16 protein-coding genes and 1 pseudogene are annotated in these 25,682 nt (G+C 54.5%); 13 read left to right on the top strand and 4 right to left on the bottom strand.

What is annotated here, in order from left to right; all coding sequences use genetic code 11:
• Positions 1 to 367: 367 nt before the first annotated feature.
• Both MPJ51_RS17145 and MPJ51_RS17150 read left to right on the top strand, forming a co-directional pair.
• Positions 368 to 2,602 (top strand): hypothetical protein, encoded by a 2,235-nt coding sequence (locus MPJ51_RS17145; RefSeq protein WP_298389182.1) that lies wholly within the window; start codon positions 368 to 370, stop codon positions 2,600 to 2,602.
• 24 nt (positions 2,603 to 2,626) lie between these two features.
• Positions 2,627 to 5,755: a trypsin-like peptidase domain-containing protein gene (locus MPJ51_RS17150; RefSeq protein ID WP_298389184.1), complete on the top strand. Its 3,129-nt coding sequence runs from the start codon at positions 2,627 to 2,629 to the stop codon at positions 5,753 to 5,755.
• 97 nt (positions 5,756 to 5,852) lie between these two features.
• Here the strand turns inward: MPJ51_RS17150 and MPJ51_RS17155 are convergent, their stop codons facing one another.
• Entirely contained in the window at positions 5,853 to 7,439 is a 1,587-nt protein-coding gene (locus MPJ51_RS17155) for a hypothetical protein (RefSeq protein ID WP_298389186.1), read from the bottom strand.
• Between the two features lie 274 nt (positions 7,440 to 7,713).
• On the opposite strand from MPJ51_RS17155, the gene MPJ51_RS17160 reads away from it, so the two are divergent.
• On the top strand, positions 7,714 to 8,808 hold the full coding sequence (locus MPJ51_RS17160) for a phosphatase PAP2 family protein (RefSeq protein ID WP_298389188.1): 1,095 nt from the start codon (positions 7,714 to 7,716) through the stop codon (positions 8,806 to 8,808).
• A gap of 1 nt (position 8,809) precedes the next feature.
• The gene (locus MPJ51_RS17165; RefSeq protein ID WP_298389190.1) at positions 8,810 to 10,945 is read left to right on the top strand and encodes a hypothetical protein; all 2,136 of its coding nucleotides are present in this window, start codon (positions 8,810 to 8,812) and stop codon (positions 10,943 to 10,945) included.
• 335 nt (positions 10,946 to 11,280) lie between these two features.
• Here MPJ51_RS17165 and MPJ51_RS17170 read toward each other — a convergent pair.
• Both MPJ51_RS17170 and MPJ51_RS17175 read right to left on the bottom strand, forming a co-directional pair.
• A pseudogene (locus MPJ51_RS17170) lies at positions 11,281 to 11,433 on the bottom strand (integrase); the annotation flags it as partial.
• Positions 11,434 to 11,472: 39 nt separating this feature from the next.
• Complete coding sequence (locus MPJ51_RS17175) at positions 11,473 to 12,228, bottom strand: helix-turn-helix transcriptional regulator (protein WP_337959819.1); 756 nt, start codon at positions 12,226 to 12,228, stop codon at positions 11,473 to 11,475.
• 67 nt (positions 12,229 to 12,295) lie between these two features.
• Here MPJ51_RS17175 and MPJ51_RS17180 point away from each other — a divergent pair, with 67 nt between their 5' ends.
• Positions 12,296 to 13,501 (top strand): MFS transporter, encoded by a 1,206-nt coding sequence (locus MPJ51_RS17180; RefSeq protein ID WP_298389192.1) that lies wholly within the window; start codon positions 12,296 to 12,298, stop codon positions 13,499 to 13,501.
• A 46-nt stretch (positions 13,502 to 13,547) separates the two neighbouring features.
• The gene (locus MPJ51_RS17185; protein WP_298389194.1) at positions 13,548 to 14,246 is read left to right on the top strand and encodes an RraA family protein; all 699 of its coding nucleotides are present in this window, start codon (positions 13,548 to 13,550) and stop codon (positions 14,244 to 14,246) included.
• Positions 14,247 to 14,639: 393 nt separating this feature from the next.
• On the opposite strand, the gene MPJ51_RS17190 is transcribed toward MPJ51_RS17185, so the two are convergent.
• Complete coding sequence (locus MPJ51_RS17190; protein ID WP_298389195.1) at positions 14,640 to 15,710, bottom strand: helix-turn-helix transcriptional regulator; 1,071 nt, start codon at positions 15,708 to 15,710, stop codon at positions 14,640 to 14,642.
• Between the two features lie 144 nt (positions 15,711 to 15,854).
• Between MPJ51_RS17190 and MPJ51_RS17195 the strand changes: the two genes are divergently transcribed.
• From MPJ51_RS17195 to MPJ51_RS17225, 7 genes are all read left to right on the top strand, one after another.
• The gene (locus MPJ51_RS17195; RefSeq protein ID WP_298389197.1) at positions 15,855 to 17,900 is read left to right on the top strand and encodes an FAD-dependent oxidoreductase; all 2,046 of its coding nucleotides are present in this window, start codon (positions 15,855 to 15,857) and stop codon (positions 17,898 to 17,900) included.
• 667 nt (positions 17,901 to 18,567) lie between these two features.
• Positions 18,568 to 20,085, top strand: coding sequence for an ABC-F family ATP-binding cassette domain-containing protein (locus MPJ51_RS17200; RefSeq protein WP_298389199.1), 1,518 nt, complete (start codon positions 18,568 to 18,570; stop codon positions 20,083 to 20,085).
• Positions 20,086 to 20,704: 619 nt separating this feature from the next.
• Positions 20,705 to 21,964, top strand: coding sequence for an ABC transporter substrate-binding protein (locus tag MPJ51_RS17205; protein ID WP_298389201.1), 1,260 nt, complete (start codon positions 20,705 to 20,707; stop codon positions 21,962 to 21,964).
• Between the two features lie 137 nt (positions 21,965 to 22,101).
• The gene (locus MPJ51_RS17210) at positions 22,102 to 22,809 is read left to right on the top strand and encodes an ATP-binding cassette domain-containing protein (RefSeq protein ID WP_298389202.1); all 708 of its coding nucleotides are present in this window, start codon (positions 22,102 to 22,104) and stop codon (positions 22,807 to 22,809) included.
• Positions 22,727 to 23,548, top strand: coding sequence for an ABC transporter ATP-binding protein (locus MPJ51_RS17215; protein WP_298389204.1), 822 nt, complete (start codon positions 22,727 to 22,729; stop codon positions 23,546 to 23,548). Before MPJ51_RS17210 ends, MPJ51_RS17215 begins: the two co-directional genes overlap by 83 nt.
• Positions 23,545 to 24,411: a branched-chain amino acid ABC transporter permease gene (locus tag MPJ51_RS17220; protein ID WP_298389206.1), complete on the top strand. Its 867-nt coding sequence runs from the start codon at positions 23,545 to 23,547 to the stop codon at positions 24,409 to 24,411. The genes MPJ51_RS17215 and MPJ51_RS17220 overlap by 4 nt, the downstream gene beginning before the upstream one ends.
• Positions 24,412 to 24,415: 4 nt before the next feature.
• The gene (locus tag MPJ51_RS17225) at positions 24,416 to 25,399 is read left to right on the top strand and encodes a branched-chain amino acid ABC transporter permease (protein ID WP_298389208.1); all 984 of its coding nucleotides are present in this window, start codon (positions 24,416 to 24,418) and stop codon (positions 25,397 to 25,399) included.
• Positions 25,400 to 25,682: the final 283 nt, after the last annotated feature.

A 25,682-nucleotide genomic window follows, 5' to 3' on the forward strand; every position in this document is an offset into this window, starting at 1 on the left:
AGAAGGTTGAGCAAACTCTACATCAGAACGAGGGAAGTTCCGGGGGGGCAGGTCATATGGTGCTTAAGTATCGGATAAAGGGCGGCCGCGCAGTGCATGGAAGCTGGTTCCGCCATTGGTTCATTCTCTATTGGTTTAGTTCTGACGCGCTACATGCGCCGCGATTGATACACTCATAACTTCCAGCGAACCAATAGGTCCGGCCCGCACCTTCGCACCAAATCACAATCCTCTCAAAATCAACGGAGCCAAAAACACGGCCTCTAGGTCCGAACTGATGGGATATTAACGCCCGTTTGACGTTGCGCTGACGGCCTGTCCCTAAACTCGCAACCATAGCCCAATACGTGAGGGATAGGAGGTACCGGTGACTAAGAAAACTGAACACACGAGTGAGTCCCCCACATGCATCGCATTGGATGGATCGATTTGCCGCCAACCTATTGCGGAAGACGGTCGCGGCATACTCTGCGAAAAACACATGATGCGTCTGCGACTGGGCGAGAAAATAGCGATCAGTAAACAAGCTGGACACGCCGCTGAGACAGTACTGGATACACTGATCGCGGATTTCGGTGGTTCAGCGAACATCACGAACAAAGAGAGAAACTCCAACACTGTAAACGCCGACGAACAAGAAAATAGATCAGACCTTCATGAACAACGACGCGACGGTTCTTCTGGCTCAGGGAAAGAAAGGAATGAGACGTCGATTAACCTGATATCAATCGCCGTACTTTCTGTGTTCGTGACAGCTTATGCTGCTTTGATCCTGTATATTCAGGCCCCCCGCCTGGATTTGCCTTTTGGCATGACCCTTTCCGGTTTTAACTCTACGACCGCAGCGCTGCACAATTTACCCCTGGTCCTTTTGGTGACCTTTCTAGCCGCCATCATACTGATTTTTGCGAGTATCGCCGCTGCGTGCGTTTCGGGTATTCTTCTTTTGTTTTTCGCGTTGATAGGGCGCGTTGTTCAAAACGTGTCCCAGATGATTTCGACAGTTTGGGTCAGGTTCGCAGTGGGCAAACGCGTTCTGATGTTTCTGCATAGCCGACGCGAGGACCCGTCTCGGCCCATGCTGGTCGAACGCGCATTGAACAAGATCGAAAAGCTGCTCAATAAGACAATAAGTTGGCTCGGGAAGGCCCGGCTAAAGACGCGGAAAGGAATTCGCTACGCGATGGGGTTTCCCTACCAGGTGATCTATCTGGGCAAAGGACCTCAGGGGCGCGTTGTATTTGCACGTCTGGCTGTGGTTGCACTTGTTCTTGCGCTTGGGCTCCCGTTGGCGATTTTGAACGCGGATGACCGCGATCGCCAGGTTTTCCGGGTGGCTGCCGAAAAAGAGATTTGCGCCAACTACGGGTTGAACAAGGAATGTCCCCAGATTCAGCCGAACAAGATTCTGGACTTGCTTGACGCACAAGCCGCACTGGCGCGGAATTACAATCAGCAAACCAACGATGACGGGGCGACGCGTGTAGCAGGTGAGGCGACTGAGATTCAAGAGCCCTCTCTATTAGCGCAATTCTCACTATGGGCGCGAGACACTTTTCGCCCTCGCGTGGCGGTTGGAACATTTGTCTATTCCTCTCGAGATACAGCACCAACCGCCAGCCATGTCGAGGCAAAGTCCGGTACGCTGGGGAAAACTTCATTCAGAACCGAGCCGGTGGTTCACATCGGTGACTTTGGTGATTGGGTGTATGTAGCCAAGGTCGATGATCCAAAAAAGCGACTATTAATCCGGCGCTCAGCGGTTTTGGAGTTCTCGCTGAATACCAAGATCAAGGTGTTGAACAGGCCAGAGGGCGGAGACCCCGAACCTGGCACAGAGAAATTGGTCACAGTCCTGCAAAAACAAAACACTGAATTGCGCGCGCAAGTGAACGCGCTCCAAATGCATCTGCAAGAGGTGAACGTCAAAGCCTTGAACGGTTTGAAAATTGCGGCCACCCGCCGCAGCAAGCGTTTCTTTGCCCTTGTTCCCATCGTGCAAAACATCGTTCCCGGCAATGGTGGTGGCGGCACCTCAGTGTTTCCCGATCTGGGCGCATTGGTTTCACATGGCGTAGCTTCCAGAGTGCCCAGCGTGTTTGACGACCTTGTCCGGCGCCATGGCAATGCAGTTATTGCGAAATGTGTTCGCAACGGTATCTCGCTGAGTCCAATTCAGTTCGCAGAAAACCAAGCGCGTTGGCCGGAAGGCAATGCACCCAAAAACTATGGACATGCATTGACTCACCTAGACGAACTGATGAACGGCAAGAAGTCAGAAAGCAGCTCAAACCTTGTGTTCATTATAGGCGGAGCGAGTTTTACAGGGTCTTCCGAAGCGAACTTGCGCCTGTCTGAAAAGCGCGCGAAGTGGGTCAAATCCCGATTGCTGGCGGATTTGTTCAAGGACTGGACGAGCAACGCCGCCGATCTCGCATCGCAGGCCTCTTCCGAACAGAAACTGCATTTTGTCGCGTTCGGCATGGGTGAACGGATGCCGATAGGCGCGAACTCTAGCCGCGCGGTCGAGATCTTTGTGTGCGAGCTCAAAACACCGTCTGCAATCCCCGCGCTAACGGAAGATCAAATCGCGCAAAACTGATGCTATTCCTTAAGAGGTCTCCCTATGAAACTCTCTGATTTTGAACGGAAACTGTCAGACCTAATCAATGCAGGGAAATTTGAAGAAGCCGAAGCGTTTCTTGCCAAACATGTTGAAGAGCTGGCGTCAGAGGATCAAATTCAGGCATTCTCTGCCGCTGTCACGTTGAAGGGTTTAGACTACGAGGAAAACCTGCATGAAGGCGCTGATCTGGTCGGCCTCGTGACGAAATGGGCGCGCCGAATTCGCAACGGCAAGTACAAAGGAATGATTGCGCAATATCCGAACAAACTGCGCATTCTGGAAGAAGGGGATAGTTGGCATCAATACCCTGTCATCCTCTGGGACGTCATCGACATCGTTTCTCGGGTGTTTCCAACTTACTCCTTGTCCGCGCCAAGTGATCTTGCATCAAACATGGCGTTGGAATCCGAGCATGTTGACAAAATCCACGAACTTGACCCAGACATTTTCATGTTGTCCATGGGTGGAAACGATTTGTTGGGAGACGGGCGGTTTGTGAAGCTCTTGAAACCGTACCAATCCGGTTCTACCGCTACAGAACTGTTAAACGAGTTTGCATTCCGTTCGGCATTGATTTCCGTGATGGATAGCTATCGCGCCATTGTCAACAGCGCGCTGGCCGCAAAACCAACGCTGGTTGTTTTGATACATGGTTACGATAATGCGTTACCGCGGAATAATGGTAAGTGGCTAGGCAAGCCATTAGCAAAAAAGGGTATTCCGCTCGAAATCGGGCGTGAAATTGTTGAACTGATCGTCGGGCGCTTTAATGAAGCCCTAGCGGAGTTTGCGTCTGATTTTGCCGGTAACGTACGCTACGTTGACGTGCGAACCTCTGTCGGCGGCAACGTGTCCAGTTGGTATGATGAGATTCACCCGCGCAACCCTGGATTCAAGCGCGTGGCAGACAGAGTCTTGCGGGTCCTCGGCGGTTTTGGAACCAGGCCATCGATTGAAGGGTTATCCCAACACTCTGCTGCGATGCCCTTTTCCGGCGGACCGCAACCAGAAGCCATCATCGGTCAAGCGCTGTATGATCGCCTTAAGCAACAATCTGTGCTGCACTATATCGATGCTGGTGCAGACTTGGCGTCTGGTTCGCATCATGTGGCGGCCGCGCATGCCGATCTCAAGGTGTTGGAGCGGGAAATGCATCTTCCCGACGACCCGGAACTTGTGAAGGCCCGGCAGGATTACCGTCTGCCGAACGCAGCAGCAACATATGAGCGCGTTATCGGTGATCGAAATCTTGACGAGTTTTACGTTCTTTCGCGGGGTGCGATGGTGGGAAACGCCGTTGCCCGACTTTTCGTACGCTCGCCTGGGTTTGGGTCCAGTTTTGGAACAGGATTTCTGATTGGCGGCAACCTACTACTTACAAACAACCATGTGCTAGGCGACCCAAGCCTGGCGCGGAGCTCTCAAGCGACCTTTGGACATGAGTTCGACATTGACGGCACGCTTAGCGAACCGGCGACGTTTCGCATGACAGAGGATGTGTTTCTGACTTCGGTATCCCACGACTACACAATCGTGAGCGTTGAGCCGACGGCCAGCAACGGGCGCAGCCTGTCAGAGTTTGGTCAAATCGAAATGCTGCCCCGGTCCGGCAAGGCATTGAAGCGTGAATACGTTAACATTATTCAGCATCCGCAGGGTGATCTGAAGAAAGTAGCATTGCGGGAAAACCTTGTTCTCGGGCGGCGTCGGCAGTTTTTGTATTATGTCACGGACACTGAGCCGGGCTCCTCTGGAGCGCCGGTCTTCAACGAAGAGTTCCAGCTTGTCGCCCTTCATCATATGGCGATACCTGATCCTGCAAATCCTGGTCAGTTCGTGGCAAATCGGGGCATACGCGTCAGCGAAATCCTCAAAGATATTCTGAACAAACGAAATGCGGGCAGCGCCTCGGCAGCCGAGGTCGATCAGGTACTGTTGCAAGCCAGAAACGGATCAGATCCATTGCCTTTGAACGCACCGGTTTCGACCCCCTCGATTGGTTCTGGCAACCGATCCGATCGTATGGATGAAGACGCATGGATGGAGAACGTTGACACGACCAACTTCACGCCAAATGTATTTGAAACAGGAACCGTACGACCGCGATTGTCAGCGCATGATGCATATTGGCCATCATCACCACGCAACACCCCGGACAACTGGCATCTTCCAGAGGAGTTTGCGGATCGTTCCTTCGAACTGAATTTGACAATCCTAAAGGGTATGGTCGAAATCAACGCGTTCGCACCGGTGACGGATGGCCACAACAAGCTGGTCTTTGCGCTGCGGGGATGCAAGCTTGGCAATGGTGGGTCGAGGCTTGAGGGCGTCACCCGAGCACAGCTGCAACCGATCTCGCCGGACCATGAGAGCTTTCGCTGCGTGATCGGAGTCGCCGATACCGTTTCAGGCGAGTTGTCGCTCTATTCTGCCTCGACGGTTCCGCGTAGAACGCAGATGCTAAAATACTATAACCGCGTGAATTTCGGCACGTCGAACGTATTGTGCAACATGCTTCCCACCGGGTGTTACGAGTACTGTGTAGGTTCGCATATTTCTGTATCGAATGGAGAGATCAAGTTCGTCCTGCGTCAAGGAAACGGACCGCTTCCTGCCAACGCCAGCACTGTAACGACACTACGTACCCACAACGATCTGGCCTACGGAACTCAGGACTATTGGGACCGAACCAAACCCGGAGACAATATTCATCCGGCATTCCTCACTGTAAGTTTTTCATCGCAAGGGTGTCTAACGCTGCCGGGAACCCAAAGCGGCGGTGGTTCATCTCACACAACGGGAACTGGAGAATGGCGGCGGTTCCGCAAGGCCGCTGGGTTTGATGGTGAAAGACACGGGGCACGTTATGACGTTCTGTTGCTGAGCGGGCACGAGGCAGCAGCCTTTTCGGCTACCGATCCGGCGGACTGGCCGCGTTTGGCTTGCTTGCGACACGGCTCGCAGGGTGAACTCGTGGCAAAGCTCCAACAGCAAATCAATGCGGCAAGCGATGGCAACTTTGGCCCGGGAACCAAAGAACTGCTCACCGAAGTTCAAAACGACACCCTTGGTTTTGCAACAGGGACATGGACACCGGATATGGCGCGATTGATGAACCTTCAGTTCTAAGATTCATTCGCTTTTTTGCGGATCCTTCCAGTCATCGCCAATGGACTGGTCGGGTCCGCCGTCTGGTGTTTCTTGTGGGTGGTAACTATGCGGAAAGTCAGGTTAGATCTCGGAAAAGCTGAAAATCAACGCTCTCATCCCGCCTGAGCAACGAAGTGGGGTACTTTCCATCTTCCACGAGTTGGTCAGGTTTGAACCCTTCTTCCTGATCGCTCAAAGCCGCGACAAGCTTTCGCGCGCGTTCCATATTTCCATGTTTGGCATTAAGGCCGATTGCATATCGCAGCGAAGGCTTGAAAGTTGGCCTGAAACTAAGCGAGCGCTCAAAATGCCGAAGTGCAACCTGTTCCATGCCCAGTGCCAACGCTGACCCGCCCAATAGCGACTCGGGCAAAAACTCTAGCGTTGAACCGCGCAGTAGTTTCCTTGATCGTTGCGAGGACTCATATGCCAATTCCAACTCATGGCTGTTTAGCTGCGCGGCAGCGAGTGTCCACCAAGCGAAAGGATTGCCAGAGTTCAGTTCGACCGCACGTGTAGCGTGAGATAAGGCATCCTTAAACCGACCCTCAAGGTAATTTAGACTATTGGCTACCAATGCCAGAACCATTGAATTGTTGGGCTCTTTTTCGAGCGCTTGGGAAGAGAGTTCTCGGCTTTCTTCCAGAATACCTGCATCCCCATTTTTGTAGCGTTCGAAGAATTGGATGACACGAACTTGGGCCCGCCAAGCCAGATGTGTCGCATGCGGATCATTCTCATAGGCGGACGCCAACAGGCGATCGGCGTCACTCGCTCCTTTTTCGGTCATGGTGAACATGCTCGAAATCGCCTTCGAACTCATCATGGGCGGTGCGGTTTTTTTGTCACCCAGGCGCTGACTGAAACGGTGCCGGATGGTCTCAGCAATCTCGACCACCATCTGCGATACTTCTGCGTTTTGTAGAGGATCGTCCAGAAGGGATTTGATGACCCGATGCCCGGACCAAATTTGCAACCCAAACGGCGCTTCGCAAAGTCTGGCGCGCATGAACACCCAACCATTTTCACTCTGCACCGCGTTTAGCGTGAGCTGAAACTCTGGTTCATTCTGTGTCTCGGTTGCTGACCCAACGACATTTGCGCCGATGACCTGATAGAGCATTGACGAACATTGATCTGCCGTCACTTCAGTGAACCACTCGGCCAAAGGACTCGGCCCAGGCAATGTCTTGATGGCCAAAGCTATGGTGGGTGGGTGCGCCGATGGTTCTGCGAAGCGTGGCTGTCGTGAGGGTTCCGTACTCTGATCAACGGTGCGGCGCGATCGTTCCAATGCAAGCCAGTTTTCGAATTCAGGATCGCGTACATCAATACCTTCTGCGAATTCTCCAGAGCTGCCCTCAATAATGCGTATCTCAGCAAGGTTCAGAGATATTCTTAACTTTGTCGAAGTGACGAGCGCGCCGTCAGCGCCGAGGCTTTTTTTGCACTGATAGATTGCCTGACGAAGACTGCCCGCCCCCTGATCCTTTCCCCGATCGCTCCACAATTTGTCCTGAAGCCATGTCCTTTCACGGCTTCCATTGGGGGAGGTCAAAAGCAGCAACAAAAGGCCACAAATCTTAGCCGACCTGGGCGTCAGATCAACGCCTTGATCGGTCTCCAATCGAAATGGGCCTGCCATATGGACGACAACACTCACAACTCCGTAGCCTCTCAAATAACTTTAGCTGCACAAAAAATCACGGTCCTTTGGATCGGCTTCCGTTATTAATGCGTTAAAAGTGCAACCGCGCAAGAGCAACGGCATTGACTCCCTCAATTTTGCGCTGACTGTTGATAGGGTTACCTGCGGAGGGGGAATAGCGATGACTAGTTTGACAGGACCCGGCACCGGTCCCGGAACTGGACCGGGCACAGGACCAGGAACAGGACCGGGGACCGGACCTGGCGCGGGCAGTTCAGGTGATGTCGGATTGGCAGGCGAGGTTTTCATCAGCAGGCACGCTGGCTCACCTGCGTCACCATTTCTAAGCACTGCACTTAACACATCACGTGACGGCTTAATAAACTACTGGGACGGTCGCGGCAGGTCGGTAAAGCCATTCCCTGCTGACGCGTCATATCTGGAAGACGTTCGAGACCCGACCAAGGCCATGATTCTTGATTGCGAACTGCGCAGCCGTTTGGCTGTTCTGGGATCAGCCAACAAGAGTGGCAGCGTCACCGATGGCAAGGCCAAACTTGTGTATCTGCATGACGTTAAGGGGACACCAAAGTCTCAAATTTTGGTCAAGCTAAAGAGACCGAAGGAAAAATACTTTAAAGATCAGTTGCGCTGGGTTCGCGCATATGCGGACCTTAGGGCTGACAGGATGCCAGAGATTCAGGTGCAGCTGAGCGACATGCTGTCATTCTTTGGCGCACATGCATACCTAGACAACGGACGTCGTAGCAAAACGCTCTTGTACCTATCGGTTACGCTTTCGGTGGCAATCCATGTGGCTGCATTGATGAAGTATCGTCTTCGACAAAAGCGTCCAATAGACTATGCTGCTGAAGTTCAGCCAATTATTCAGACCCCTGATCATTCAACTTTCCCGGCCGGCCATTCGATTGAAGCGTTTGCGGTTGCCACAGTTTTGCATCGCTTCATGATAGGCTCACTTGCTGGTGAAATTGGAAATGTGAAATTCGGCAAAGAAGAAGCCCCATTGCCGTTCCTGCTGGCGCATAGGATCGCCACTAACCGTGTTGTTGCTGGGGTTCATTTCCCAATTGATTGCCGCGCAGGTGCCTATATCGGCGTAGTTTTAGGAGAGTTGATTTACAATCTGGGTGCTAGTGCTTGCAAAGACTCGAGCGACGCACAAGCCGAAGTTCTGCGTGAACTCAGAGTGCAGAAATGCAATCCCAAAACAAAATGGGGTCATTCACATGATACACCGGATTTTCTGCTGAGTGACTTTGGGGAACTGTCCGAGAAGGGTGATGTGACGGAGCTGGTAGGTGGTTTTGCTCCGCTATCGATAGCGCGTCATCTTTGGAATGAAGCAAATCAGGAGTGGTGAAATGGCAAAGCGCTCCTCATTTTCTTCCAGACCGCCGCGACCCGACTATTCGGACCCCTACGTGGATTGGTGGGCCATGGCAGAAGGCAGCAGGACCCAGTCTAGTGACAGAAGCACACAGATAGAAATTCAGCCATTTTCGCGCAAAGTCTTTGGTCTGCGTGGTTCAGAGAAGCGGAATTTTGATGTTCCACTGCCAAAGGGCGCAACCAACTTCAACTTTTGCCCTGAAGCTTGGGATTCCTGGACGGCCAAAGCGTCTGACTACCCACATATTTGCGCCGACGATGTTATCCTGGGGGTGATTGATACCAGCTTTGCGTTGGGTCAACGACGCCTGCGATTTGAAGGTGGGCAGTCTCGGCTGTTGGCGGCCTGGCAGCAAGGGGCAGATGTTTGCAATCGAGGCGCACCGCATCTTCCTTTCGGGCGCGAACTATCGACTGTTCAGATCGAAGAGAAACTTCGCAAACACAGCGGAGGAGACTTAAGGAACCCTTTGAATCAGGAGAGCTTTAACCGCGCCACTGGCGCTGTAGATGCGGATAAACCAAGCTGGGAAGGGTCTAAGGAACTTCAGCTTTCTATCTCTCATGGTACGCATGTTCTTGACGTGGCGGGTGGAATAAACCCAGGTGCATCTGGTGCAAGCCTAGCCGACGGCCGCCGACGCTGCCATTTGGTGGCTGTATCTTTGCCTCCGCTTTTCTTCCACGGCCACAGCGGGAACTTTCTGCAATATCACGCTGTTCTGGGTCTGATCCGAATAATTCGGATTGCAGATGCAATTTCTGCGGCTAAACGCAAAGCCAATTGCTCTGGTTTTGATGAAGATCATCAGTTTCCAGTTGTCGTGAACTTCTCATTTGGTTTTGAAGCAGGACCAAAAGACGGCTCATTGGATATGGAACAGGCGATCCGAAACGAAATACGCGATCGGGCCTGCGATCTTGACGACGACGAAGTGGTAAGAAAGCGAAAACGGAAGTGTAAGCCTCGGAAGGTTAGAACCTTCGTCAACATGCCTGCGGGAAACTCAAACCTGATGCGTGTTTCGGGGCGTGATGTGGTTAAACCGGAAGGCCATGACCCTTTCGAGGCTGTCCTTCAGCCCAGCGATCATTCCTCGACATACATCGAATTTTGGTCAGAGCCGTTCAACAGAAGTTCTGGCTATCTGAATGAGCTCACACTTCACGTTGATTTGCCCGACGGTCGGAAAATCTCAATCAAGATAAAGAAGCCAAGGCGGCGCGTCCCCAGGGTACGGCCAATACTGGCGGCGGACAAATCGGGCCAGATTGGGCGCGTTTATTACAACCTGAATCAGTCGACTTTACGCTCAAAGGATCAGGTAAGACTGCGCGTTGTTGTTGCCATTGCACCGACTCTCGTGTTTTTTCCGATGAAAAACCAATTCCTCAACACAACTGTGAAGCTTGCACCTGCGGGCCGTTGGAAGTTTACATTCACCGGGCTCACAAACACATTGCGATTTGACGCATACATTCAGGCAGATCTGTTCGGCGGCCCGTTGCCGCAAAATGCAAGACGCGCCTATTTCGATCACGAGAAATATCGCGACTCTTTGGAAAGTGGTCATGTGCGCGACAGTTTTTCCTACGAGGAACTGCCCAAGCCGCTTGACAACGGACCGATCAGCCGCGTGGGAACACATAACGCACTTGCGTCGACGCCGTATGTTTCCATGATTGGAGGGTATCGCAACTCTGATGGCCGCCCCGCCAACTATTCTGCCACAGGGTATCGCGGCCCGCCTGCGTTCAATAGTCAGTCTGATGTCGATGTAGTTTTCCCTTGCGACGACAGCGTTGCAAACGCAGGTATTCTTGGAGCTGGGCCTCGGGACGGTGCGCTGCTGGCGATGAACGGGACCAGCGTGGCGGCGGCTCTTAGCTCGCGCATGATGATCGACTTCCTGTTGGCCAATCCAGACTCTGAACTTGGGCAGCCATGGCTACAAACACAAGCGCGCGACTACGCGAATGACGGTCGCCCCGAATACTACAGGCGTGCAGCGCCATTGAAAGCAGGGGCTGGGCATCTGCCGTATCCTGATGGGTACTGTGACTTTGGCCCAGGAGTGGGGATGCGTGCACGCAGAAGCGGGATTTGATGACATGGCCATAATGCCAGGGTGCAATGACTTTTTGCTGCGCCAATAGATTCACAGTTTAAAAAACGGAGCGGCGACATGCGCGGCATCTGTAGGCGGCTCTGTTGCAAAGGGATGTCTTCTTCTTCGCTCCGCTTTGCAGGCTTTCATCTAACATTACTTGTTCAACGGACTGGATCGACGTCGGCGGCGGTTTCATCAGATCGCTAAGCAATTTGCGGGCAAGAGCCTCGCCGCGTTCAATGTCAATGTCTGCTATGCGGGCTGCAACCGCAGCATCCGGACGGTGCGTTGGATGGCGACTTTGGGCCGCCCATGTAGGCGGCCCAGAGGTGTTAGATTTCAATGGCTTCACCAATGGCCAAGGCATCCTCAAGTTCAACACCAAGATACCTGACCGTGCTGTCCATCTTTGTGTGCCCCAACAGAAGCTGAACGGCGCGAAGGTTGCCAGTCTTCTAATAGATCTGAGTGACTTTCGTGCGCCGCTGCAACACGAACAAATGCCGACTATTGATGAACCGAATTTAAATCCCAGAAGCGAACCCCTTGGGGGTTTGGCCTGTTACAGACTTGAAGGCGCTAATAAAAGCGCTCGGCGTTTCAAAGCCGACATCGAGCGCTGCGTTCGTCACAGATTGTCCCTCAGCCAGTTTTTCAATCGCAATTATCACCCGGGTTTGACGTCTGAGTTCCCTGAACGTCATCCCGGTTTCCTTGCGTATTCGTCGTATGAGGTTTCGCTCGGAAAACCCTAGCTCCTTTGCCCAGTCCACAATGGTCTTTTGTGACTCTGGGTTCGAACGCAGCGATGTTGCGAGAATGGCAATGCGCTTATCTGCTGGCAACGGAAGCAAAAGAGCCTCGGTATCAGCTTGCCTAATTTCATGCAGCAATACGAGGGCAAGGGGGCCTTGCAAACCCTGCTCTGCTCCTTCTGCCAAGCGAACCAGAACTTCCCGAAATAAAGGGGAAACGGAGAGGACCTGCAAATGCACCGGAAGATCGGCATACGCAGGGCTGAGATATGCGGTCCGCATTTTGACCGCACCGTTGCATCGGATTTCATGTTCTGTTTGTGCCGGTATCCACAATGCGCGCCCAACCGGCAGGACCCAGAGTTGGTCCTTCGTGGACATCCACATCGTTCCCGAAATCGCGTGAATGAGCTGATGAGCCTCATGCGAATGCGGCTCAATCAAGGTTCTGGATGGGTATGTCAAAGCAAACCCGGTCAGACCGGGCTGCCTTGAGTTTGGCATTTTAGGCGTATCTTTTGTCATTATATCGACAGACTGTAGGGGCTTTGTCGAACATGATCAAAGGGCACACAACGCCCGGAGAAATTTCATGTCGAGTAACGAAACGCTCCAGTTCATCAACGTGGCGCATTTCTTCGATCATTTCTTTCTTCTGATCTTTCCAACTGCGGCACTGGCAATCGCCGCGGACTGGAACTTGGACTATGCAGATGTGCTTTTGTTGGGGTCTCCGGTCTACATCATGTTCGCTCTGGCAACGCTCCCGGCTGGTTGGCTGGGAGACAAACTGGATCGTATGACGTTGATCGCGGTCTTTTTTATCGGGTGCGGTGTATCGAGCCTCGCCATCGCGCTTTCAGAAAACGCTTTGACCATGAGTATCGGCCTGGGCCTGCTCGGATTGTTTGCGGCGATCTATCATCCGGTTGGACTCGCTCAGATCACACATACCGGCAAGCGCACAGGGCGAGCCTTGGCTGTAAACAGTGTTTTCGGGAATATGGGGCTGGCGGGTGCAGCCGTCGTAACCGGGCTTCTCGCCCAATATGTGGGGTGGCAAGCAGCATTCTATATGCCGGGAGTCATTTCTGTCCTGATCGGAGTGGTTTTGTTCGTTAGATGCCGGACAAAACACGCGCCATGCCATGTCACCTATGCAAACAAGAAGAATGATCCGCAGGTCATCCAACGCAGCACTCAGGTACGTGTTTTCTTGATCGTTTGCATATCGGCCCTATTTGGCGGTTTGATTTTCAATATAGTGACAATCTCACTGCCGAAATTCTTCGATGAACGACTCACAGGGCTTGGGGGTGACTTGACCTGGGTGAGTGCTTCGACCGGGTTTGTCTTTGGTGTCGCTGCATTCGCGCAGCTCCCGGTTGGTGAACTTCTCGACAGGATTGGTGCGCGCTCTGTCCTCCTCCCATTGCTCGGCGGGCAAATCGTGTGTCTTCTGACGCTAACGCATGCAACCGGGATCACTGCACTGATACTTGCTCTGTTCCTGGTTATCTTCGTTTTCGCCGAAATCCCGATCACGACATGGCTGCTTGGTCAATTTCTTGAGCCGCACATAAGATCGCGCGCCGTTTCCATCGAATATGTCCTTTCTTTGGGTGTCGGGGCCGCCGCCGTACCGGTCCTGGTGGTGGTGACCAAAAGCGGCGTTGGTTTTGCGGGCCAATTCCTTGGTCTGGCGGTAGCAGCAACAGTTATCTTCATCACTGCACTGTTTCTTCCGGGAAAGAACACTCAAGTGCCCGAACGCACACTTCGGCTAAGAGAACAATAAGCCCGACGAACAAACGCCATCCTTTAATTCATTTAAGGACCAAACGATGATTGAAGAACCAACCCCTCTGACTGTTCTGAAAAACTTTCCGCGCCCGACCAAAGCGCAGGTGGCCGCATTTCAGGGTGTCCCAACTGGATTTGTGGCAGATGCCTTGGGAGGTGGTGGCGCCCTTGCCTCCTCAATCCGCCCAGTCGGCGAGGGGCGCGACATTACATGCGTAGCGGCAGGACCTGCGTTGACGACGATCAACGGGCCTGCCGACATTTTGGCAACCGTTGCAGCACTGAATTTCATTGAGCCCGGCGATATTCTGATTGCTTCTGTTGACGGTCATCGAGGCTGTTCTGCGGCAGGTGACCGCGTGATCGGAATGCTGCACAATGCCGGTGGCGCCGCGTTTATCACAGACGGGCCTGTCAGAGATTACTCCGGCATTGTCGAAATAGGGTTGCCGGTCTGGTGCACTGGTCTCAACCCCGCATCCCCATTCACATCCGGGCCGGGACAGATCGGCATGACAGCTCAGGTTGCTGGCCAGAGTATCAGCAGCGGAGATATGATCGTGGCTGATCAGGACGGAGTTGTCGTGGTTCCGTTTGCACTGATCGACGAGATCATACAACGGCTTGAACACATCCGGTCGCTTGAAGCCAAACTCGACGCTGAGGTGGCAGCGGGCAGGAAGGTGTCGCAAACAGCGCTGGATATGCTGGCCGACGCTCAGTCTACTACGTACCTGTAGAACTCGCGGGTCCATAAACTGGTGAAGGCAGGTGCTGGGCCTTGCCCCAGAAAATTCATAGCGTTGGATGCGTCAACAGATGACCGGTCCCGGTCGACGTGCGGCAATGGCACTGCCGCCCGAGCATCGGCGGCTCAGAACCCGTGTCGGTCACCGCAAATTCTCGCTGCGCGCACTCGCCGCGCCGATTTTCTGCACACGCGAACGGTATCGTATCGCGGAACTAGAGAGCACAGCGACCGTTTGCCGGTACCGCAGCAAATTCACAAGCCGCACAACAACCGAGCCTTTGCGAATACGGCGCAAAGGTCCGTTCACCTGTATTGATAGCTTTTTGTGACATTGTTGGACTCAATGACAGCGCATAACGATATCGCTAAACGCCTTAGTCCGCTAACATGCATCCTGTGTGCTGATGAAATTGATCAGCAGCAGGAACAGTTCGCGCTCGGTTGTGATGTCAAGCTTGCGATAGATGCGTTTGCGGTGGTTCTTGACGGTGCCAAGCGAAATACCCAGCTTTTCCGAAATCGATGTGCTGGGATGGCCGCGCAGTACCAGATCGCAAATCGAAAACTCCCGCGCAGTCAGCGTGTCCGCGAAGAGTTGTTGGAGCACATCTTCGATCACCAGCGAAGGTGACGCCAAGGGGCGGCCCACAAAGAAGGTTATGCGCCCGCCTGGTGCAAGGGGAAAATCGGCTTCCAGCGCTTCGGACAAGATATGCCCATGGCCCAGGTCAATCGGCGTGCTGGGTGGGTTGTCGCGGGCTTGTGCCACCGCATCGGACAGCGTGACATCGCCTCCAACAAGGTCATGCCATCCGGGGCTGGCATATATGATCCGGCGGTTGACGCTTTCTATGATGAAGGTATCGGTTGAGGGAAAATCGGTTTCGGTGCTAACGCCATCTTTCAGCGCCTTCAACATCAGGTTGCGGTTGAGCTTGCTTAACGCATTGAGCATTGGAAACAGCGTGTTCAATGCCTCCAGCTCTTTGGAATGGAAAGGGTCGCCACGCAGAAAGAAATAATTATCCACTGACCCACCGATCTTGGGGAACAGAAAGGCGATTTCATCGACCATTCCGGTCTGGGGCTGAAATCTGAGGGTGTATTCATCCAAGTTGTCGCGCACCTGCCGTGAGGATTGTCCGAGAGTGGAGTAGCTCAGCAATCCAGCCTGACCGTTTTCACGCCAATGTCGAAAAAACGGATCGAACCTGTAGGTGCCCGACAGATACAACTCAATCTCCCATTCGGGCACGGTGTCGTGAATGAAATAATGCGGGATGGAGTGGCGGGAATATTGCATCACGCCATAGGTTTCCGCCCGCAGATACCGCGCCAATGCACTTAGCAATCTGTCATGAAAGGCCGCTGTGCCGCAAAGGTTCGTCGGTTCTGACAACTCGGCCAGAAGCTGATCGAACCGTTCTGGAAAGATGTGTGCGATCTGCGTCATGCGCTGCTGTCAGGTCCTTGAATGGTCCCTTTAGGGACCCTTTGAATCGGCGCCGTGTTTACTATCCTTCGACCGAAAACAATGCCTGTGCGCATTAGTACCAAGATTTGCTTTCAGTAAAAAGCACGACCAGGGAGAAATGACATGGCGCGCGATCCTCGCTACGATATTCTGTTTGAACCGGTGAAGATTGGCCCCGTTACGGCCAGGAACCGCTTCTTTCAGGTGCCACATTGTTCAGGGACATCCGACAACGCACCTGATGCCAACACACGCATGCGCGAGATGAAGGCCGAGGGTGGCTGGGGTGTGGTCTGCACTGAAATCGCCGAGATCGCCAATACCACCGAATTCTGGCCCTTCCCGTCGCTGCACCTGTGGAATGATTCCGATATCAAACGTATTTCGCGGATGCCTGAAGCAGTGCATCGTCATGGGGCGCTTGCAGGTGTTGAACTGGGTCACGTGGGTCTGGCTGCCGGCAACCGCGCCTCGCGCACGCCACCGCTTGGGCCAAGCTCGCGCCTGACGCTGGAATCGGTCGAGCCGTTCCAATCCAAGATGATGGACAAACAGGATATCAAGACCGTCCGTGAACAGCACATCGCTGCCGCAGTCCGTGCCAAGAAAGCCGGGTTTGACATCGTTTACGCTTATGCCGGTCATGGTCTGTCCATCTTCAGCCAGTTCCTTCAGCCCAGCTATAACACCCGCACCGATGAATATGGCGGCAGTCTGGAAAACCGCGCCCGCCTGCTGCGCGAGGTGCTTGAGGGCATGAAAGACGCGATTGGTGATACCTGCGCTGTGGCCTTCCGGTTTGGCGTCAATGAAATCGACGGTGACATGACACAGGGCAAGGAACTGGTCGAGATGCTCAAGGACATCCCGGATTTGTGGGATGTAAACATTTCGGACTGGCCCGAAGACAGCCAGACCTCGCGGTTCTCGAATGAAGGTTTTCAGGAAAGTGCCGTGGCCTTTGTGAAGGGCGTGGTGGACAAGCCCGTGGTCAGCGTCGGCCGCTTTACCTCGCCTGACACGATGCTGAGCCAGGTCAAGCGCGGCATCACGGATTTGATTGGTGCGGCGCGTCCTTCGATTGCCGACCCGTTCATCCCCACCAAGATCGACGAAGGCCGCGTAGACGAGATCCGCGAATGTATCGGATGCAACATCTGCGCGTCGGGTGAGCTGTCCTATGCGCCGATGCGCTGCACGCAAAACCCCACCGTCATGGATGAATACCGCCGTGGCTGGCACCCTGAGAAGGTTCTGCCGAAGGGCTCAGACGACAACATCCTGATCGTTGGCGGCGGCCCCGCCGGGCTGGAATGCGCCAGTATCCTGTCCAAACGTGGCTATGAGGTAACTGTCGCTGATACCCGCGAGGAAATGGGCGGGCGTGTGTTGCGTGAATCCGGTCTGCCGGGCCTGTCCGAATGGATCCGGGTGCGCGACTATCGCCTGTATGCGTTGCAGCAGCTTGGCAATGTGAACCTCTATACCGGAAGCCCGCTGCAAGCCGAGGACATCATGGAGTTCGGCATGGAACGCGTGGTGATCGCAACCGGGGCGACATGGCGGCGCGACGGCGTCGGCCGTTTCAATCCGACACCGATTCTGAGCGGTGATGAAACCAACGTTCTGACACCCGACGATATTCTTGACGGCGCCGAAATTACGGGCCCGGTTGTCATCTATGATGAAGATGGGGCCTATCTCGGGAATGTTCTCGCCGAGAAGCTGGTCAAGGATGGCCATGACGTGACCTATGTCGTTCCGGCCCCGGAAGTGGCTCCCTATCTGGCTCTGACCATGGAGCAGCACAAGGTGATTGCCCGACTTATGGAACTGGGGGTGCGTATCGAGCGACTGAAATCGCTTGCAGGCGTGGCGGATAGCAGCATCAAATTTGCCTGCGTCCATGGCGGAGAGGGGCTGGATTTGCCGCTTGGTACTGCCATTGTACTGACCTCGAAACTGCCCAATGACGAAGTCTATCAGGATCTTGTGGCGCGTCAGGACGAATGGGCCGATGCAGGCATCAAATCGGTCGACCGGATCGGTGATTGCGAAGCGCCAAGCATCATCGCATTTGCCGTTCACGCGGGCACCCGCTGGGCTCGGGAACTGGACAACGAGGAAAACACCAAGCCGCCAGTCTATCTGCCGATGCCGCTGGCGTAACCACGAATGGAAGACGGATCATGATCAAGGCAATCCTGATGATTGCCGATCCCATCAACAGGTCAACCTTGATCATTCGCCCATGCCGCAGCAGGGTTCCCTCTTCTGTCCTTGGAGCCTCCTACGTCGACTGAGAGAGCCTTGTGACCAGCTACAAAGCACATGCACCAGCGGCTGTTGTGCCCTCGTTCCACGCTGCGGTGGTCGAACAAGGGCGGCTCGATTTTTGAAACTCAGACCGGCTCCATCGGCCGGTCTGGTGATATCTAGTGCAATGCAGCACAGGATTTGCTGCGCAGCGTAAGCGGATGCTGTGTCAGCAAGCACCGCAAGAGCAATGGCGGCTTGGTCCGCCGAACCGCCGTCAATGTGCCCTGCAACTATTGTCCGTTGCGAACCCGCACCTAAAATTTTTTGGCGATGCGGCAGATATCTGCTTTTCTTTTCGGGCCGCTTGCTGAGACGGGAATTGTTTTTTAAGGTCTGAATACACAGTCACAATCTACAACGGGAGGGCACTAGCTGAACATGCGTATCATCTGCCGACTTCAGCATGGTCCCCGTTTCGCCCTGTAAATGCGTTTACAGGGCGGGCCTGAGAAACAACCTTTCTATCGGTCTGCCACAAGCCGCAACGCGGCACCTCTTTCTATGAGCAGAGACTCCGATGACTGTGATGAACATCAACGCTTTAAGCGTAATCCGTGGCGACCTCCTTTTCGATGAACTAAACTTGGCAATTTCCAAGGGTGATCGTATTGGATTGGTCGCCGCAAATGGGCGCGGTAAGACAACACTTTTGGAATGCATGGCCGGTCAATCCGAACCGACCAACGGGCGTATCGTCCGGACGCGCGGTTTGCGAGCGGGATATGTGACCCAATACATGCCGGAACGCGCCTATGCCAAAACCTTCTATGAGTGGGTGCTGGGCGCCCTTCCTGCCGAGCAGGCAGAATACGAAAGCTGGCGCGTGGATGTCGTGCTTGGTGATCTGAATGTTCCGTATGAGTTGCAGCATCGTCTGCTCAACGAATTGAGCGGCGGGTGGCAAAGGACTGCATTGTTGGCTGCCGCCTGGATTCAGGAGCCAGATATCCTATTGCTGGATGAACCGACCAACCATTTGGATTTGCATCGTATAGGTTTGCTCCAGAACTGGTTGTCTGCCTTGCCACGTGAAGTGCCCGTTGTCGTGACGTCTCATGATCGAGCATTTCTTGATGCGACAACCAACAAGACGCTGTTTTTGCGAGCGAAAGGTTCACGTGTTTTTTCACTCCCATTCTCGGCAGCACGGGCGGCGCTTGATGAAGCGGATGCTGCTGACCAAAGGCGGTTTGCCAATGACTTGAACAAGGCGCAGCAGTTGCGCAAGCAGGCGGCGAAGCTGAAGAACATCGGCATCAATTCTGGGTCTGATCTTTTGGTAACCAAGACCAAACAGCTCAATGACCGCGCGGCGCAGATTGAAGCGGGTGCCAAACCTGCCCACTACGAGCGCAGTGCCGGTGATATCAGACTGGTCAACAGCGGAACGCATGCCAAAGCTCTTGTCACTTTGGATGACGCACGGGTTGAAACGCCGGACGGTCGCTTGTTGTACAAGACCGGGCGGAAATGGATTTTGCCGGGAGACCGCATCGTGCTTCTGGGGGCCAATGGCGCCGGCAAAACCTGCTTAATAAAAATGGTACAAGATGCACTGTCGGGGAGTGATGGGGCGGTCAAATGTGCTCCTTCGGTTGTGCCAGCCTATTCTGATCAACATCTCAGCCAACTTTCGGAAAACGATACACCGATGGTCGCTGTTACAGGGCAGTTTGACATTGGTGATCAACGCGCGCGGAGTGTTCTTGCGGGCGCGGGCGTGATGATACAGATGCAAGACACTAAGATCGGCGCGCTGTCTGGCGGACAAAAGGCGCGTTTGGCGATGCTGATATTGCGGCTCAAAAATCCGAATTTTTACTTGCTTGATGAGCCGACGAACCATCTCGACATCGAAGGACAAGAAGCTCTTGAGGATGAATTGATCACACACAATGCATCATGTTTGCTCGTTAGTCACGACCGCAGCTTTTTGCGCAATGTCGGCAATCGGTTTTGGCTTGTCACAAATAAAGGGCTGGAAGAAACGGATAGCCCCGAGCCGTTTTTGGCAAGAGAGTTGGGTTCAGAGTGATCATTTTTGCCCAACAGGTTGTGCAGGGCGGTCGTCGTCGAAACGGTCTTTCGTGTGTTTTCGGCCAAAGTCCGCTCCATCCTGCCTTTTGCGAGTTCAGGCAGCCTTTGATCGTGCGCTCGCGGCAAACGGCGGGTTCGACGGACTGCACCGCAGCATAGAGTCTATGGGGTGAAGGTCTGGAAAGGACCGTCCACGATGAATAAACTTGGCGCGCAACTACAGATGCTGCGGTGCCTCTGTGGTCTGCAAGTTGAGCCAACTCGGCCGTTGCGATTTCGTGCTGCGTGGGCTCGTGGCACCGAATTTGTCGCACCTTCACAAGATCCATGATGCGCTGTAGCGGGCACCACCATCCAGGCTGAAATTAATCCTGCGTGGTACTCGACGTCCGCGTGATATCAGCAGGACCAATAAGATGAAAACCTCATTGTTCTACCAAGACGACACCCGGCTTCTTCTGTAGGGAGGGCGGGATTTCTCATTCTGGCCAGGTAACTTGTTTCCGCTGAAAATGGATACAACCGGCACGACTCTCCGCCGATTCCGGATAGAACGACCATCCCTGCCGCTTAAGCTGGGACGCGCGAGCGTTTCGCAACAGACGGGGAGAACAAAAGTGAGAACCTATACACGTCGAAGAATCCTGGGCACCGCGATTTCAAGTGTTGCGGCGACAACCCTTGCGGCACCGGCAATCGCTGCGTCGAGAAAGATCAAAATTGGTCTGGCCACACCGGCATCCGGTCAGATGGCCGCGTTCCATCAACCCGTTCCGTTCATCCTGGACCAAATTCAGGCGGCCACCGGTGGCAAGATCGACATCGGCGGGAAAATGCATGAGATCGAAATCGTCGTGAAAGACCACCAAAGCAGCCCGAACCGGGCGTCCGAGGTTGCTCAGGAAATGATCCTGGGGGACGGCGTGGACATCGTGACGTCGTTTTCCGCGCCCGAAACGGTCAACCCCGTTTCAGACCAGTGCGAATTGAATGGTGTGCCGTCCATCAGCTGTGTGTGCCCGATGGAACCCTGGTTCTTTGGGCGCGGCGGCGATCCCGCCGTCGGCTTTGACTGGACCTTCCACTTTTCATTCACCGGCGATGATTATGGTCGCTCCATCGTTTCTTTCTGGGACAAACTGCCGATTGACAAGGTTGCGGGTGGTCTTTGGCCCAACGACGCGGATGGCCGCATTCTGGGTGATATCTGGGGCGGCCTGCTTAAAGAGAGCGGTTATCAGGTTGTTGACCCAGGTCGATTTGATCTGCCAGTCAGTAACTACGCCGCACAGATCGCTGCGTTCAAAATTGGCGATGTGAACGCCATTAGCTCGTTGGCGCCGGGGCCTGAATTCGTACTGTTCTGGTCGCAATGCCAGCAGCAAGGCTATCTGCCAAAAGCCATGGTCGCGAGCAAATCCTGCGAGTTTGCGGATGTCCAGTATTCGCTGGGTGAGCGGGCGGCTGGCATCGCCAACCCGATCCTGTGGACGGAATATCACCCCTATCAATCCGGGCTGACAGGTCAAACTGCGGGAGAGTTGGCCGAGGACTACGCAGCCAGCACAGGCCGTCAGTGGGAGCAGACGCTGGGTCATGTTCACGCGCTGATGGAGATCACGTTTGACGCCCTGCGTCGTGCCGAAGACATCGACAGCCCGGATTCCATTCGAGACGCGATTGCTGCCTCCAAGTATCAATCGGTTGCAGGACCCATCGACTTTTCCAGTGGGCCTTTCCCGAACACGTCAAAGACGGATCTTGCCTTTGTGCAATGGGTGAAAAGCGACAAGTTCCCCTATGTTCGTGAAGTTGTCGACAACAGCTTTGCACCCTCAGTGGAACTGACCGCGGAACCCATATTGATCGGCGGCTGATCGGCAATATCGAGCAGGTGACAAGGGGGTGACGTGGGCTTGCGGCCATGCCGCAGGTCCATGTCTTTCACCATTCACCTGGAAATGAGGGGTCCGATCCCCGCACATTGCCCCGCAGGAAGAGTGGAAAACATGAGATGTTGAAACTATCATCCGTGAGCGTCGCGTTTAAAGGGCTCCACGTACTGGAGGATCTGGATCTGGACGTGTCCGAGGGTCAAATCCTTGGCATCCTGGGGCCGAACGGCGCCGGAAAGACCACGCTGTTCAATACGATCAACGGAAATGTCGTGCCCGCGTCCGGGGAAATCAGGTTTCGCGATGCTGTGATCAACAAAAAATCCGTATGGGACCGGTCTCCGCTCGGGATTTCACGCACTTTTCAGGTTCCCAAACCGTTTCACGACATGTCGGTCTATGAAAATGTGCTTGTCGCGGCCCATTTTGCCAGAAACGGCAGCTTCAAAGAGGCAAAGCACCGCGCGGCCGAGGCTCTGGAAGAGGCTGGGCTGGCGGATAAGGCGGATGACAAGGCCGGTATGCTCACGCTGCTGGATCTCAAACGGCTGGAGCTTGCAAAGGCTCTGTCGCAAGACCCTGATCTTCTGTTGCTGGACGAAATCGCCGGGGGCCTGACGGATCAGGAATGCGGCGAACTTCTCAGGATCATACGCGCCGTTCATGCACGCTCTACAACCATCGTGTGGATCGAACATGTACTGCATGTGCTGGTGAAAGCGGCCTCAGAACTAGCAGTTTTGTATGGCGGCAAGATTATCGAGCGCGATACCCCCGACAGGATTCTGTCAAACGCCAAGGTGCAGGAAGTGTATCTTGGTGTCTGAGAGCAATAAAGAAACAGCGCCTTCCCGGCTTTTCGTCAAAGGGCTTGAGGTCAGGCATGGGTTTTTCCAGGCGGTTCACGGGGTCGATATCTCTGTGGCGGCAGGCGAAGTCGTTTCGATCATCGGTGCAAATGGTGCGGGCAAGTCTTCTCTGCTCACCGCGTTGATGGGTGCTGTGACCGTAAGTGCCGGGTCGGTTCAATGGCGTGAGCAAGAGATCGCGAACGCGGCAACGGCCGATATCATCAAAAGCGGTATCGCCCTTGTGCCCGAAGGTCGCCGCCTGTTTGCGACCCTGACCGTTGATGAAAACCTGAACATTGGACAAAGCACGGGGCGGCCCGGTCCGATCGACAAAGACACCGTGTTCACTTGGTTTCCGGCGCTGCGCGAACACCGCTTTCGAAAAGCCGGAGAGTTGTCGGGCGGGCAGCAACAGATGGTTGCGCTTGGTCGCGCCATGCTGGCCAATCCCGAGATTTTGCTCTGCGATGAAATCAGCCTTGGTCTGGCACCCACGATTGTCAAAGACATGTACAAGGTCCTGCTTGACCTGCGCGATACAGGCGTCGGCATCATCCTGGTAGAGCAGGACATTACACGATCGCTGGACGTCGCAGATCGGTTCTATTGCATGCTTGAGGGCAGGATCACGCTTGAAGGCAACCCCGGCGATGTCGACCGGGACACCGTCGCCAGGCATTATTTCGGCACACATACAGAAGAGGAGCAGACGTGACCTCAATCTGGCTCAATCAGATTATCCAGGGCATCCTCGTCGGCGGGCTTTATGCGCTTTACGCCTCTGGATTGTCTCTTTCAGTGGGTATCCTGCGCTTTGTGAATATCGCCCATGGCGATCTGATCATTCTGGCCTGTTTTGCCCAGTTCCTGTTCGTCGTCGTATTTGGGATACCGCCGGTTCTGGCGGCATGTGTTTTGGTCGTCGTTTGTGCCATCGTGGCCTGGCTGATGCAAAAATACCTGCTGGACCGGATTCTGCATCATGGCATCATGCCCACCGTTCTTGTGACCTTCGGCATCTCGATCTGTATCCAGAACAGCCTGCTTGGCGTGTTCGACGCCGACAGCCGAAAGGTTCCGGCGGGCGATCTGGACATTGCCTCGGTGGCATTAACGGATGACGTCTTTATTGGCGTGCTGCCGATGCTGATTTTCCTGTCTGCGGTCGCGCTTATTTTCGTTTTGAACTATTTCCTGTTCTCGACACAGATTGGCACCAGAATTCGCGCCGTTGCCGAAAACCCCGATACGGCAAACCTGATGGGCCTGCCGACGGGGCGGCTTTATGCGGTGTCGATGGCGATGGTGGGGGTCTCGATTGGCCTGACCGCCGTGTTCCTGTCGATCTGGACCAATTTTGACGCCTCTGCCGGTCAATCCCGGCTGTTGATCGCGTTCGAGGTGGTTGTCCTGGGGGGGCTCGGCAGCCTCTGGGGGACGCTGATCGGTGGGATCATCCTTGGCGTTGCCCAGGCAGTGGGTGCCCAGTTCGACGCAGGCTGGCAGGCCCTGAGCGGGCATATCGTGTTCCTCGCGATTTTCCTTGTCCGGCCGCGCGGCTTGTTTCCAAGGGATTAGAGCAATGACAAATCAAACCATCGAGTGGGTCTTGCGGGCCGGTCTCATCGGCTTTGGCATCTACCTTTGCGCATTGCCCTTCGTGTCGGGCCTGAGCACGACCGCGATGGCGACGTCCTTTTTGGTCACCCTGACGCTCGCCATGACATTCAACCTTCTGGCAGGCTATGCAAACATCATCCTTCTGGGCCAGCATGCGCTGGTTGGTATCGGGTCTTATGGCTTTTTCGCGACAGCCGTGCTGCTGGGGGTGAACCACTGGATTGCCGTCCTGCTGGCAGGTGTTGCGGCCTTTCTGCTGGCGATCCCGCTCATTGCGTTCATCCTGCGCCTGCGGGCCGCCTATCTGGCCGTCGGCACCTGGGTGTTTGCTGAAACGGTGACTCTGGCCTCTGGCAAATTGTCGGCTTTCAACGGGGCGACAGGGATCAGCATCCCGGTCTCATTGGCAAAAGCCTTTGGCGCCCGCACCGCTGACCGGGTTGAAACGATCTATTGGATGGCACTGGTTCTGTCGGTGGTAACCTTTATCAGCATCTGGGTGTTCTTGCGGCACCCATCGGGCATGGCGCTCAGCGCGATGCGCGACAATGAGGAAGCGGCTGCCAGCATTGGCGTGAATATCAACCGCGCCCGTGCCTACAGCCTGTTATGTGTCGCGCCGATCATGGGTCTGGCCGGAGCGATCAATACGCTGCAACGGTTGGGCGTCACGCCGACCTCATCTTTCAGCCTAATCGACTGGACGGTCTACCCCCTGTTCGCCGCCATTATCGGAGGGATCGGTCGTATCGAAGGCCCGATCATCGGAACAATCGTCTTCTTTGCCATCCGAACATGGCTTGCGGATTTGGGGGCCTGGCATTTCGTCGTTCTGGGCGTGGTCGCCATCGCCGTTATCTATCTGGAGCCAGGCGGTATTCTTGGCTTGATCCGGCGCTACGCGAAGGTTTCAATTGTACCGGTGGCACACAGAATGCGGAAATAGCTGAGCTCGTTATCGGCGTGTGGTACTGAATGGATCCTGGCGGTAGTTTCCACTTTTTCATTTCCTCATGCGTACTCTGAAAATTTCAATCAGAATTCGCAGCGTGGCCTTCATTGGCCGACATGCGAACCTGACCAACATGGCGCGATGAGCGTGCTGCACCTGCGAACGAATGCTGCGTCAGCAGTAGCCGCACTTGCAAAAGGCCGGTTTGTCCGCGACTTTATCCTCGCCCTCTAAGTGCTCGCTGTGCCACGAACGAATGGCACGTTTTTCCGCTGCC

Source organism: Ruegeria sp., assembly GCF_028066395.1.
Lineage (GTDB): Bacteria > Pseudomonadota > Alphaproteobacteria > Rhodobacterales > Rhodobacteraceae > Ruegeria.

Excerpts from the sequence above, each read along its gene's own strand:
- MPJ51_RS17195 (WP_298389197.1), top strand. The coding sequence starts at position 15,855 with ATGGCGCGCGATCCTCGCTACGATATTCTGTTTGAACCGGTGAAGATT.
- MPJ51_RS17190 (WP_298389195.1), bottom strand. The coding sequence starts at position 15,710 with ATGACGCAGATCGCACACATCTTTCCAGAACGGTTCGATCAGCTTCTG.
- MPJ51_RS17175 (WP_337959819.1), bottom strand. The coding sequence starts at position 12,228 with ATGACAAAAGATACGCCTAAAATGCCAAACTCAAGGCAGCCCGGTCTG.
- MPJ51_RS17150 (WP_298389184.1), top strand. The coding sequence starts at position 2,627 with ATGAAACTCTCTGATTTTGAACGGAAACTGTCAGACCTAATCAATGCA.
- MPJ51_RS17225 (WP_298389208.1), top strand. The coding sequence starts at position 24,416 with ATGACAAATCAAACCATCGAGTGGGTCTTGCGGGCCGGTCTCATCGGC.
- MPJ51_RS17165 (WP_298389190.1), top strand. The coding sequence starts at position 8,810 with ATGGCAAAGCGCTCCTCATTTTCTTCCAGACCGCCGCGACCCGACTAT.
- MPJ51_RS17185 (WP_298389194.1), top strand. The coding sequence starts at position 13,548 with ATGATTGAAGAACCAACCCCTCTGACTGTTCTGAAAAACTTTCCGCGC.
- MPJ51_RS17215 (WP_298389204.1), top strand. The coding sequence starts at position 22,727 with ATGGCGGCAAGATTATCGAGCGCGATACCCCCGACAGGATTCTGTCAA.
- MPJ51_RS17210 (WP_298389202.1), top strand. The coding sequence starts at position 22,102 with ATGTTGAAACTATCATCCGTGAGCGTCGCGTTTAAAGGGCTCCACGTA.
- MPJ51_RS17180 (WP_298389192.1), top strand. The coding sequence starts at position 12,296 with ATGTCGAGTAACGAAACGCTCCAGTTCATCAACGTGGCGCATTTCTTC.
- MPJ51_RS17200 (WP_298389199.1), top strand. The coding sequence starts at position 18,568 with ATGACTGTGATGAACATCAACGCTTTAAGCGTAATCCGTGGCGACCTC.